Source organism: Brevibacillus choshinensis (assembly GCF_016811915.1).
In the GTDB taxonomy this organism is placed as follows: domain Bacteria; phylum Bacillota; class Bacilli; order Brevibacillales; family Brevibacillaceae; genus Brevibacillus; species Brevibacillus choshinensis_A.
Window position 1 is genome coordinate 5,345,020 of the sequence record NZ_CP069127.1, and the last position, 10,832, is coordinate 5,355,851.

General features: G+C 52.4%; 13 protein-coding genes. 6 read left to right on the top strand and 7 right to left on the bottom strand.

All coding sequences use genetic code 11. From position 1 onward, the window contains the following. Positions 1-38: 38 nt before the first annotated feature. On the bottom strand, positions 39-578 hold the full coding sequence (locus tag JNE38_RS26805; protein ID WP_203354102.1) for a helix-turn-helix domain-containing protein: 540 nt from the start codon (positions 576-578) through the stop codon (positions 39-41). 324 nt (positions 579-902) lie between these two features. Here JNE38_RS26805 and JNE38_RS26810 point away from each other — a divergent pair, with 324 nt between their 5' ends. Beyond that, positions 903-2,201, top strand: a complete 1,299-nt coding sequence (locus tag JNE38_RS26810) for an MFS transporter (protein ID WP_203354103.1) — start codon at positions 903-905, stop codon at positions 2,199-2,201. Between the two features lie 28 nt (positions 2,202-2,229). Further along, positions 2,230-3,219, top strand: a complete 990-nt coding sequence (locus tag JNE38_RS26815; RefSeq protein ID WP_203354104.1) for an ornithine cyclodeaminase family protein — start codon at positions 2,230-2,232, stop codon at positions 3,217-3,219. A 61-nt stretch (positions 3,220-3,280) separates the two neighbouring features. Here JNE38_RS26815 and JNE38_RS26820 read toward each other — a convergent pair whose 3' ends face one another. Both JNE38_RS26820 and JNE38_RS26825 read right to left on the bottom strand, forming a co-directional pair. Beyond that, positions 3,281-3,634 carry a response regulator gene (locus JNE38_RS26820; RefSeq protein WP_203354105.1) on the bottom strand — a complete coding sequence of 118 codons (354 nt, stop codon included), beginning with the start codon at positions 3,632-3,634 and terminating at the stop codon, positions 3,281-3,283. A 159-nt stretch (positions 3,635-3,793) separates the two neighbouring features. Further along, complete coding sequence (locus JNE38_RS26825; protein ID WP_203357822.1) at positions 3,794-4,000, bottom strand: hypothetical protein; 207 nt, start codon at positions 3,998-4,000, stop codon at positions 3,794-3,796. 161 nt (positions 4,001-4,161) lie between these two features. Here JNE38_RS26825 and JNE38_RS26830 point away from each other — a divergent pair, with 161 nt between their 5' ends. From JNE38_RS26830 to JNE38_RS26840, 3 genes are all read left to right on the top strand, one after another. After that, entirely contained in the window at positions 4,162-4,515 is a 354-nt protein-coding gene (locus tag JNE38_RS26830; protein WP_203354106.1) for a hypothetical protein, read from the top strand. A 129-nt stretch (positions 4,516-4,644) separates the two neighbouring features. After that, on the top strand, positions 4,645-5,652 hold the full coding sequence (locus JNE38_RS26835; protein WP_203354107.1) for a BMP family ABC transporter substrate-binding protein: 1,008 nt from the start codon (positions 4,645-4,647) through the stop codon (positions 5,650-5,652). Positions 5,653-5,657: 5 nt separating this feature from the next. Next, complete coding sequence (locus tag JNE38_RS26840; RefSeq protein ID WP_203354108.1) at positions 5,658-7,472, top strand: sensor histidine kinase; 1,815 nt, start codon at positions 5,658-5,660, stop codon at positions 7,470-7,472. On the opposite strand, the gene JNE38_RS26845 is transcribed toward JNE38_RS26840, so the two are convergent. Together JNE38_RS26845 and JNE38_RS26850 are read right to left on the bottom strand one after the other, a co-directional pair. Next, positions 7,438-8,286 (bottom strand): alpha/beta hydrolase family protein, encoded by an 849-nt coding sequence (locus JNE38_RS26845; RefSeq protein ID WP_203354109.1) that lies wholly within the window; start codon positions 8,284-8,286, stop codon positions 7,438-7,440. The genes JNE38_RS26840 and JNE38_RS26845 overlap by 35 nt on opposite strands. Next, complete coding sequence (locus tag JNE38_RS26850; RefSeq protein WP_203354110.1) at positions 8,286-9,170, bottom strand: LysR family transcriptional regulator; 885 nt, start codon at positions 9,168-9,170, stop codon at positions 8,286-8,288. Before JNE38_RS26850 ends, JNE38_RS26845 begins: the two co-directional genes overlap by 1 nt. A gap of 114 nt (positions 9,171-9,284) precedes the next feature. Between JNE38_RS26850 and JNE38_RS26855 the strand changes: the two genes are divergently transcribed. Next, positions 9,285-9,704: a rhodanese-like domain-containing protein gene (locus JNE38_RS26855; RefSeq protein WP_203354111.1), complete on the top strand. Its 420-nt coding sequence runs from the start codon at positions 9,285-9,287 to the stop codon at positions 9,702-9,704. 67 nt (positions 9,705-9,771) lie between these two features. Here JNE38_RS26855 and JNE38_RS26860 read toward each other — a convergent pair whose 3' ends face one another. After that, the gene (locus tag JNE38_RS26860) at positions 9,772-10,185 is read right to left on the bottom strand and encodes a S1 RNA-binding domain-containing protein (protein ID WP_203354112.1); all 414 of its coding nucleotides are present in this window, start codon (positions 10,183-10,185) and stop codon (positions 9,772-9,774) included. 151 nt (positions 10,186-10,336) lie between these two features. Beyond that, positions 10,337-10,831: a VanZ family protein gene (locus tag JNE38_RS26865; protein ID WP_203354113.1), complete on the bottom strand. Its 495-nt coding sequence runs from the start codon at positions 10,829-10,831 to the stop codon at positions 10,337-10,339. Position 10,832: the final 1 nt, after the last annotated feature.

Consider the following 10,832-nt stretch of genomic DNA (forward strand, 5'->3'; position numbering starts at 1 on the left):
TAGATGATAGCGAGGGGCATACGAGCCTCTCATGCCTTTTAATTCGAATTCACACAAAGAAACCTGACTCTCTGCGGCGTACGGTTATGCCAGTTGTGAGGCGTGGAAGAGTCCATGTGAATGCTGTCGCCCGGGTAGAGATCATGCTCCTCGTCTCCCAGCAATAAAGTAAGGACACCTTCCAGCACATACACAAACTCCTGTCCTTTGTGCGCGAACGGTGCACCTTTTTCATCATATGGCAAAAGCGTAACCAGCTTCGGCTCCATAGCGGAATGGGCCAGATCGCCCGACAAGTCTTCGTAGATAAACGGAGACAAATGGGAACGGGTTGGCTCATTACTCCCTCGGCGCAGCGTCGTTTTGGGCTGAGCAGGCTCATCCGCGAAGAAGTAGCTGGGACTTACCTCTAGCGCCTCCGAAATTTTCTTCAGCGACTCCAGCGTGATCGATGATTTTCCTCGTTCCACCTGAGACAAAAAGCTTATGGATAGTTCCGTTTTTTCAGATATCTGCTTGAGTGTCTTTTTTTTGCCGACACGCAAGGCCTTGATGAGTTTTCCCAAGTTTGTGTCCATCAGCAATACCTCGAAATAGCAGGATAGCTCTATCATACCCTTTGGCAGTCAAAGGTGCAAAGCATTCGCCCACCTCCTCTTGATGGAGGAGAAGGCTGTCATCAGACTCGACATTTTTAACTATTGCTACAATTTAGATTCCATTTTATAATCTGTACTAATCACCTACGATCTTTCATCTCGCTTTTATTATCCCTTAAAATTGAAGTAACACTTCAATCAAATCATGTAAGGTCCTTGATCTGGAAAGGAAGTGACCCACCTCTACACGCACCTCATGAAGCAGCCGTCGATCTACATTCTCAAAGGAGGAAACCTTGTACGATGAACCCAAACCCAACGGTAGTTTCCAAACAGGTACAATCAAAAGCGCTGGTTGCCAGCTTGATCGGCAGTTCCATTGAATGGTTTGACTTTTTCCTATACGGAACGATGGCTTCCCTCGTCTTTAACAAGCTCTTCTTTCCATCTACCGACCCGACCGTAGGCTTACTGCTCTCCTATCTTTCATTTGGGTTGCCTTTCTTTATCCGTCCTCTGGGCGGTGTGATCTTTAGCCACATCGGCGATAAGATCGGACGAAAAAAGACGCTCGTGCTGACCTTGTCCCTCATGGGTGGCGCCACTGTATTGATCGGGCTTTTGCCTGACTACGGCACCATCGGGGTATGGGCCCCCATCCTGCTCGTCCTGATGCGGCTGATTCAAGGTCTGGGGATCGGCGGAGAGTGGGGAGGCGCTCTCCTTCTTGCAGTCGAATACTCCGACAAGGGCAAACGCGGTTTCTTTGGCAGCATTCCCCAAATGGGCGTTACCATCGGGATGCTCCTGGGTACCCTGGCGATTTCTCTCATGAGCGCGCTCCCCGACGATCAATTCATGTCATGGGGCTGGAGAATTCCTTTCCTCTTGAGTGCGGCACTTGTTTTTATCGGTCTGTGGATTCGCAATGGCATCAATGAAACACCTGCCTTCCAGGCTGCAAAAGAAAGCGGCAACATCGCCAGCGTTCCGATCGTGGACACGTTCCGTTACCATTGGAAATCGGTACTGATTGCCGTTGGCGCCAAGTTCGTGGAAACAGGGCCGTTTTACATCTTTTCGACCTTTATCATTGCGTACGCCACCAAGTATTTGGAGTACGACCGCGTGACTGCTCTGAATGCGGTGACCATCGCCACACTGATCACTACCATCATGATCCCGTACATGGGCAAGCTCTCCGACAAGATCGGACGCAAACCGTTGTACATCGGCGGCACGATCGCCATCATCCTGTTTGCTTTCCCTTACTTCTATCTGCTGTCTCTGAAATCGGCCCTGTGGCTGACGGTTGCTACCGTAATCGGCCTTGGCATCCTTTGGGCACCTGTCACTGCCGTATTGGGCACGATGTTTTCAGAGATATTCAGTACAAACGTACGCTACACGGGCGTCACAGTCGGCTACCAGCTGGGGGCTGCGCTCGCAGGCGGTACGGCGCCTTTGATCGCGACTGCCTTACTTGGCGCCTTTCACTCTTGGATTCCGGTCGCCCTGTATATTGTGCTAACAGGAGTCATTTCCCTGATCGCCATCTCTGCGACCAAGGAAACCAAAGACTTGAATCTGGAGGAATCATAACGCCAGAAAAACAGAAAGGAAGGATCACATGCTAGTTTTGAACCGGGAGGAAATCCAACGTATCTATACCATGAGAGATTGCTTGCGCGATGTAGAGCAAGTATTCCGTGATCATATGGAAGGACATGTGGTGACACCCGTTCGTACAGCCATTGATCATCCGAAATACGGAGCGACCAGCTTGTACATGCCTTCGTATCTGGAATCCGACGATTACGTAGCGGTGAAGATCATCAGCATTTTCCCTGAAAACCATACCCACGGAATCAAGGCCCTCCAGAGTGTCATTCTTTTGACGGAGGCCAAAACTGGCCAGCACGTCGCGATGATGGATGCCAGTCTGCTGACGATCATGCGCACAGGGGCAAGCTCCGGAGTCGCGACGAAATATCTGGCCAAGGAAGATGCGGCTTGCTGCGCAGTGCTCGGCTGCGGTGCCCAGTCACTGGGGCAAATTCAGGCCGTAATGGAAGTTCGCGACCTGACGCAGATCATCCTGTACAATCGCACGCGGGCAAGGGCGGAGGAACTAAAGGAAACCCTTCTTGCGCAATACCCTGATTGGCGCGGAGAGATTCGAGTCGCAGAAGACGCGAATGAAGCAGCCGAGATCGCGGATATCGTGATCTGCAGTACAAAAGCGACAACTCCCCTTTTTGACGGTGCACGTCTGAAAGCCGGCGCGCACATCAACGCGATCGGCGCCTTCCTCCCTCATATGCAGGAGGTCGATCTGACGGCCCTGCGACGCAGCAGCAAAATCGTGGTCGATACCGAGGAAGGCGCCCTGCATGAAGCGGGCGATCTGCTCATCCCCGCGAGCAAAGGGGAGTGGAGCTTTGATGAGCTCTACGGCGAGCTGGGTGAAATCGTGACGGGCAAAAAGGCTGGCCGAGAGCATGCCGATGAAATCACGCTCTACAAGTCTGTGGGGATCGCGTACCTGGATACTGCCGTGGCAAAGAGCGTCTACGAACGCGCACTGGCCGCTGGAGTAGGCACAAGCATCCGCTTGTAGCTATCCCGCAAAAAAACAAGACCGCCATTCCTCTTTGGGATCGGCGGTCGAATCATTTCACCTATAGAATTCGGTGGATGGCATCGAGGATCTGCTCTTTCTGAAAGGGTTTGACGACAAAGTCACGGGCGCCCTTTTTCATGGCTTCCAGTACCTTTTGCCGATGACCGATTGCAGAACAGATCAGCACCTTCGCATTGCCATCGTAATCCAAAATCTCTTCCATCGCGTCGATTCCGTGCATCTCGGGCATGGTGATATCCATCGTCACGATGTCAGGCTTGAGCAGCTTGTATTTTTCAATTGCCTCCAACCCGTTGCTAGCCTCGCCACAAATCTCGTGTTGTCCACCCACCATGTCAGTCAGCATGCGTCTTGTGAAGGCAGCATCGTCAACAATCAGCACTCGGGCCATGATGTCCTATCCCCTCGCTTCAATACTCACATCTTCTTTCTACTTTTGCAGAAATGGCTGCGCTTGTCCACGAGAGAAAATGACTTCTTTTGTCGAACCTGACTGCAAGTTGTCGAACTCTTTCAAAAACATTCAGATTCCCTTTTGGAGAGAGGGCTTCTACCAGATTTTCGGAGGGATAAATCCGATATGGTGGATGACATGCCCTGTGGCTTCTCCTTCGGCATGACCTACCGCTTCGCTCATCGCCTGCGGGCTGTCCGGTTTCGGATGCGGAGTCGTCTCGCCAATCTCGGGCATGTCTACCTGTCTTACTTCGTCGGGAATCTCCGTCTGCGGCATTTCCTCAATCTGTGCATGATCCATATTCCATTCTCCTCCTTTTTCTTAAAAAGCTTATTTTCTTATCCTGCCCCAGTGTCATCTCAGCATTCTTCCGTATGTTCCTCTTGCGGTTGGACATACTTTGAAGGGAGCTCTGAACCCATTTGTTATGAAAAAACCGCATGTTCTGGAGGAGATGCAGAATGCATACACGTCAACACCACGAGCTGGCTTTCGCTCATCAACAGCACGCACAAATGCACCGCTACCACGCTGATGCTCATCATCAGCAAGCCATGTTCCACCAACAGCAAGCCACGTTCCATCAAAACCAGCTCACCAACCAAGGCGCTTACAACGAAAAGACAACCGCCTTCAACAACCAAGTATCTCCCGCCGCTCTGATCTATCAGGGCCACGTTTCTCCACAAGCGATGCAATCGCTGAATCAATTCTCCAATCCGTACCAGCAATCCAATCCGAACATGCCTGTGTCCCCGCGGACCGCGCATACGACAGACAATCAGAACGCTTGGAACCGTGGCACCCAATTTTAATAAGAGAAACAAAGACCCGCGTATTCGTACGCGGGTTTCCTCTTTTTTTCAGCAGGATTTTTCCTTCCTTTATAGAAGTTTGTTCAATTGCTGTTATTTTTCTTTTCCTAAGCACTGGAGGAATCATCCATGCCCAAACTGCACCCATTCCCCGCCCTTTTTGCTGGTTTGGTCGCTGGGTTACTATTGCTCATTACGAGTCAATTTCTCATCAGCATGACTCATCTGAACGCTATTAACGAACGTGGACATTCAACAGACAAGCTCAGGGTCGCTTTGCTCCTCGAAGGGCCTACATACGATCAAGGCTGGAACAGCAGCGCGCTTGAGAGCTTGAAAGAGCTCCAGCAGCGTTATGGCTTCTCGCTGGAGGTCGCCAACAATCTCAAGCCCGATCAAGTAAAGGCAGCGGCCACCAAGTATGCAGCCAACGATTACGACCTCATTCTCGGTCACGGCGTGATCTTTTCCGAACCCTTTACGCAAGTGGCAAGGTCTTATCCGAATACGCGCTTTGTCTCCTTTAACGGCGAAGCTCCTTATCCCAATCAGACCACGATTCGCTACGACATGAAGCCGGCAGGTTTTCTGGTGGGCACGCTGGCAGCGAAAATGACCCGCTCGGGAAAAGTCGGCTACATCCTCGTCGACAAGCCGCCTGAATTCGCCCAAGTCAAAGGGTTTCAGGAGGGCGTACGAAAGGCCTCGCCAAAGGCGGAGGTCATCATCGGGAAAGTTCCGGACTTCAACGACATCGAGAACGCTGTTCGCACGACCCGAGAAATGATTGCCCGTGGCGTCGATGTCATTTATACGACGGGAGACAGCTTCAATCTGGGGGTCATCACGGAAGCGCAGCGATCCAAGGTCTACACCATCGGGTATATCGCAGACCAGCGCTTCATCGCTCCGGATTACGTGCTCGTCTCGATGCTGCAGGATGTGCGCCAATGCTACCGCATCATCATGGAGCAATTCATGCAAAACAAGCTTCCTAGCGGGAAAGTCATGTACGGCTTGGGAGAAGGCGTCAATCGGCTCAGCCCCTTTGGCCCCATGGTTCCCCAAAAGATTCGTGAAGAAATCGACAAGGAGTTGAAACTGTTGCTTCAACACCCTGTTTCATTTGGAGGATAGTCCGTATGTCAGTCTTTTCGAACCTCGGATTCCAGAAAAAAATGATGCTCAGCTATCTCGTGATGATGCTGCTGATCGGCTGCGTGACGAGCTTGTTCAGCTACCAGATGACGAAAGTCACTTCGGACGAGATGCATTTGACGCAAAATATCTTGCCGCAGACGAGTGCCCTCTTGGAGGTCAAAAATCAGATTTACACGAAAACCTACTCGCTCAAGACCTATACGCTCACCCGCGACCAATCGTACCTGGATGATTACTACACCAATCTGATCGATACGTCGCGCTTTGCGGGCATCCCGCAGACGGAGGAAAACAGCGGGCTCTTCACGATCATCGAGTCGATCTCCCAGCTGGATTTTCTCTTTTTGAACAAAATCAACCCGCTGCTCAAAGCTGACAATGTTCCAGCCGTCAGCTACGTCCTCTCCCACGAGGTTCAGCCGCTGATCGATCAGCTCGAACGGGATCTTTCCTTTTCCCTGAACCAGCTGGAGTACAAGACCAACAAAGAGTTCCAGAGCACGAATGAGAGTATCAAGGTCTCTCTGATCCTGACCTATTCGGTCTCCGTCGCCTCCATTCTCTTTGGCATATTTTTCACCTTTTACTTCCGCAACCAGCTGCTGCGCCCTATCCAGTCCCTGATGCAGCAGGTCCGGGAAGTATCCAGAGGAACGTTTGGGCAGCAGATCGTCTACAACCATCAGGACGAGTTTTCGGAGCTGGCAGCCGAAATTAACAAGATGTCCACGAATATCGCCACCCTGTTTGCCCAGGATAAAGCCCAGCGTCAGGTCTTGATTGAGGAAAGAAACGTCCGGGAACAAATTCTCAACTCTCTTCCTGTCGGCATCATTACAAGGCCGTATGTGTCTGTGGATGTCCATGTGAACCGGCTGGCGAAGCATCTCGTGAAGCTGGATGCCAAAGGCTACCCGGTGGTGAAGTCTGGTACGTGGGAAGGCGGCGGGGATGCCCAGTGGTTTGTGAACCGGAAAATGACTTTGCTGAAGCAAGACGATACTCCCTTTACCGCTCTGGTCTCCTACATCCCGCTGCATAATCATCAGCACGAAAATGAAACTGGCTGGATGGTAGCCCTTCTGGATATTACGGAGCAGGAACAGGTGCAGGAATACTTGAATCAATCGGAAAAACTGGCCATGGTCGGTCAGCTGGCAGCCGGTGCGGCCCACGAAATCCGCAATCCACTGGCGGTCATTTACGGCTTCATCCAGCTGCTTCAGCAGCAGCTGTCCGATCAGGAGCAGCAGCGTCACTATTTACCGCTCATCCTGCAGGAAATCGAGCGTGTCAATCAAATCGTCACGGAGCTGTTGATGCTGTCCAAGCCTTCTATGCCCAACTACCGCAATGTCCGGCTTGCAGATGTATTCCATTCGATTTTGCCATTGATGAAAGCCGAAGCCCTGCTCCACGGAATCGAAATCATCGACCGCTGCGATTCCGACACCCGTATTCATGTGGATGTGGAGCAGCTGAAGCAGATTCTTCTCAACCTGATGAAAAACAGCGTTGAAGCCATGAAAGAAGGCGGCATTCTCACTGTCGAGAGCCGCCTGGATGAAAAATATGTACACCTGCATGTGCGGGATACCGGTGAAGGCATTTCCCCCGAATACCTCGTCCGCATTTTTGACCCGTTCTTCTCGCTGAAAGAAGAAGGAACCGGGCTCGGCTTGCCAATCTCACGAAGAATGGTAGAAAACCACGGAGGAGATATTCAAGTGAACAGCAAGCTGGGAGAAGGAACCGAGATCATCATCTCACTGCCCCTCCAGCCCCATTTGCTCTGATACCCTCCACTCCCTCCAGCAAGCGACTTTTGCTCTCCTGGCCTTTTTCATCCAGCCAGGCAAACATGCGACGGGTATAGTTTTCCATATCGGTTCCCTGAAACAAGTGGCTGGCCCCCTCCGCCAGCCACATTTCATGGGGCAGACCTGCCTCGCGGAGTGCCTTCTCCAGCCTGTACGCGTGTTCGACCCCTACATTTTCATCGGCCGTTCCATGGATAATCAGAACGGGGCACGTGATTTCCCCGATCCGATACAGCGGCGTGCGCTCGCGGTAAGCCTCCACCTGTTTTCCTGGATGACCGACTATCCGGCGAAGCATGCGGCGCAAATCCACTCGTTCCTCGTAGGTTAAAAAGAGGTCGCTTACCCCGCTCCACACGACAGCCGCGAGCACTCCCCTGCATTCCATCGCCGCAAATAACGCCATGATCCCCCCTCGGGAAAATCCAAAGACGCTGATTCGCTCACGGTCGACTTCGGGCATTTGGAGGAGCAGGTCGTACGCCGCAAACACGTCGTGGCGATCAGCTCCCCCGAATTCATCCCGGCCTTCCCCGCCCTCGTTGCCACGATAATGAGGAGCGAGTACGACATAGCCAAAGGCAGCCATCTGACTGATGCGCTCGGGCTTCACCTGCCCGACTCCCCTGATGCCTCCGCGGCAGTACAACAGCGCGGGCAAGATTTTTTTCTGTTTCAAGTCCTCTTCCGGTATCGCCAGCGCAGCCTTGACGAGCAGACCCTGGCTGTAATAACTGACTGTATAGAGCAAGACGCCCGGAACGACAGACTCTTCCGGTGTGATAGTCATCAGATCCCTCCTCCCTCGCTGGTGACACTCTGTATCCATTGCTCCATCGCCCGTGACAGCCACTTCTTTTTGTGATAGACCACCTGAATCGAAAAGGGCGGTTTGCCGGTATGAAACGGGACTGCTGCCAGGGAAGCCTCCTTCATCTCCCTTTCGACAGCCATACGGGGCAACAGCGCAATTCCCAGACCGCAGCGCACACACTGCTTGATCGCTTCGGGATTGCTGAACTGGCAGGCAATCCTGTGTGCGACCCCTTCCTCCCGCAGCGTCTCCATTAGCATCCCCCGATACGTGCAGCCTTCTTCCGTCACGATGAGAGATTCGCCTTGCAGGTCGCGTACAGTGATCGCACTGGCAGATGACAGACGATGATCGTGCGGCATGACAATGACGAGCTCTTCCTGCCGAACGACACGCACGACCAGATCCTCATCGGTGCAAAGCCGATCGAAAATAAACCCGATGTCCACTTCGCCCTCTTTGAGCTGCGCGAGGATGGCCGCCTCACTCCCCGTTTGAAGAACCAAGTCCGCCTCCGCATAGGATTGACGGAAATTCTGCAAATGGGGCGGGAGATAAAAAGCAGCCAGCGTATCGATGGTCGCAATGCGGATCGGCCCCGTAATTTCACGGCTCACGGCTTCTTTCGATTCACCGTAGAGCCGAATCAATTCCTTGGCATATGGCAGCAAAACCTCCCCAGCTTGTGTCAGTCGCAGCTTTCTGCCAAAGCGTTCGAACAATGGCGCTCCGTACGACTGCTCCAGCTTTTGCATCTGAGCTGTTACCGTAGGCTGTGCATATCCCAGCTCTTCCGCCGCCCGCGTAAAGCTGCCCCATCTGGCAACTTCACGGAAGGTATGCAGATAGACCAGCTCCATTTGAAAGCCTCCCATAGAAAAGTGTAATGACACTCATCAATTAGTATAGATAACTCTGATGTTAAATCCCATGCTACCCTAGATTCATCCCAATCCACAAGGAGGAATCTTCCAATGTCACTTGTTCTGCAAACACCTGCCGCTCTTCCCCAGCAAGCAGCCAATCATTTCCTCAACAGGCTTTCCGTTGAAACCGATGTCTCCGATGTATGGAGCGATATCCAAAACGGTGTAAGCGATTTTTTGCTCATCGACGTCCGCAGCGAATCGGCTTATCAGGAGGCTCATCTTCCGGGAGCTCTGTCCCTTCCCCATCCGAGCATCTGCGAAGAATCCACCACTATGCTAGATTCCGAAAAGCTGATCGTCGTTTACTGCTGGAGCCCTGCCTGCAACGGGGCCACCAAGGGTGCCGCCAAGCTCGCTGCCCTCGGTTTTCGCGTCAAGGAAATGCTGGGCGGTATCGAATACTGGCGCCGGGAAGGCCACCCCGTCGAAGGCCGGTTGGGAGCAGCTGCTCCGCTGATCGGATAATGCAGGCCAATAGAAAAAGGACGGGTCAATTGATCCCGTCCTTTTACGTATACCGTTATCGCAAGGCTTAGTAGCCGCGTTTTGCGTTCTTTTTGTTGATCGTCGCAAGGTTCTCTTCGCTATGCTTCATCCATTTTTTGAGTTTGTCCTCGAAGGATGCTCCGGTATCTCGTTTTGCATTTCCTCCGCGGTCGCCCCCACGATATCCACCACCACGGCGCTCTTCACGTTCCGGACGCTCAGGCGCTGGGAGTGCGGCGCGAACCGAAAGCGAGATTTTGCCTGCATCATCAATGGAGAGAACTTTCACTTTTACTTGTGCTCCAACGGCAAAGTGATCATTGATATCCTTTACAAAACCGTTTGCTACTTGGGAAATGTGGACCAGCCCCTGCTCGGTTTCGCTGACTGCTACGAACATCCCAAACGGTTTAATCGCTGTCACTTTTCCCTCGATGATGCTTCCCACTTGTACTGCCATCCAGTTTGCACTCCTTTTATCATTTCCGAAAAATGGTGAGAACCTCAACCAGAAGCCTCATTCTCCTAGTATAGCAGAGAAAATCAAATACTGAAAAGCCTATTCTTTCTCCGCAAACACATAGCCTCTGAGAGGCTCGGCACCGTTTCTATTATGACACGGATTTTCTGGAATACAAGTAGACAATCATTACCACCAAGAGCATGCTCAATGAACCGGAGGCATCCAGCAGCACATCGCCGACCATTCCCGTGCGGTCCGGCGTGAATGTCTGGTGCCATTCATCGAGCACCGCTGCCAGCAGACTGAAAAAAGCGCTCCACGGCAAGGCGACGGCAAAGGATAGGCGATGGCGAAAAACCCGGTAAAAGCTGAGGGCCAGCAGGGCGAAAACGGAGAAATGGGTGGCTTTGCGCAGGAGAAATTCCAGAACCCCCCCAATCCCTTTTTCCTCCACACTGATTTCCTTGCCGGCATACTGGAACGACCAGTCCGCCATCCGATCTCCCAAATTGCTCTGATCCGCAATCTCGGACAACGTCCCTCGCATGTCTTGCTTGTAGTACGGCGTCGATGACGATATGAACAGCCCGACGAGGATGCCGGCCAGCAATATATAGTCAAAGAGCTTGATGTATCGGCGCACT

Excerpts from the sequence above, each read along its gene's own strand:
- JNE38_RS26805 (WP_203354102.1), bottom strand. The coding sequence starts at position 578 with ATGGACACAAACTTGGGAAAACTCATCAAGGCCTTGCGTGTCGGCAAA.
- JNE38_RS26810 (WP_203354103.1), top strand. The coding sequence starts at position 903 with ATGAACCCAAACCCAACGGTAGTTTCCAAACAGGTACAATCAAAAGCG.
- JNE38_RS26815 (WP_203354104.1), top strand. The coding sequence starts at position 2,230 with ATGCTAGTTTTGAACCGGGAGGAAATCCAACGTATCTATACCATGAGA.
- JNE38_RS26820 (WP_203354105.1), bottom strand. The coding sequence starts at position 3,634 with ATGGCCCGAGTGCTGATTGTTGACGATGCTGCCTTCACAAGACGCATG.
- JNE38_RS26825 (WP_203357822.1), bottom strand. The coding sequence starts at position 4,000 with ATGGATCATGCACAGATTGAGGAAATGCCGCAGACGGAGATTCCCGAC.
- JNE38_RS26830 (WP_203354106.1), top strand. The coding sequence starts at position 4,162 with ATGCATACACGTCAACACCACGAGCTGGCTTTCGCTCATCAACAGCAC.
- JNE38_RS26835 (WP_203354107.1), top strand. The coding sequence starts at position 4,645 with ATGCCCAAACTGCACCCATTCCCCGCCCTTTTTGCTGGTTTGGTCGCT.
- JNE38_RS26840 (WP_203354108.1), top strand. The coding sequence starts at position 5,658 with ATGTCAGTCTTTTCGAACCTCGGATTCCAGAAAAAAATGATGCTCAGC.
- JNE38_RS26845 (WP_203354109.1), bottom strand. The coding sequence starts at position 8,286 with ATGACTATCACACCGGAAGAGTCTGTCGTTCCGGGCGTCTTGCTCTAT.
- JNE38_RS26850 (WP_203354110.1), bottom strand. The coding sequence starts at position 9,170 with ATGGAGCTGGTCTATCTGCATACCTTCCGTGAAGTTGCCAGATGGGGC.
- JNE38_RS26855 (WP_203354111.1), top strand. The coding sequence starts at position 9,285 with ATGTCACTTGTTCTGCAAACACCTGCCGCTCTTCCCCAGCAAGCAGCC.
- JNE38_RS26860 (WP_203354112.1), bottom strand. The coding sequence starts at position 10,185 with ATGGCAGTACAAGTGGGAAGCATCATCGAGGGAAAAGTGACAGCGATT.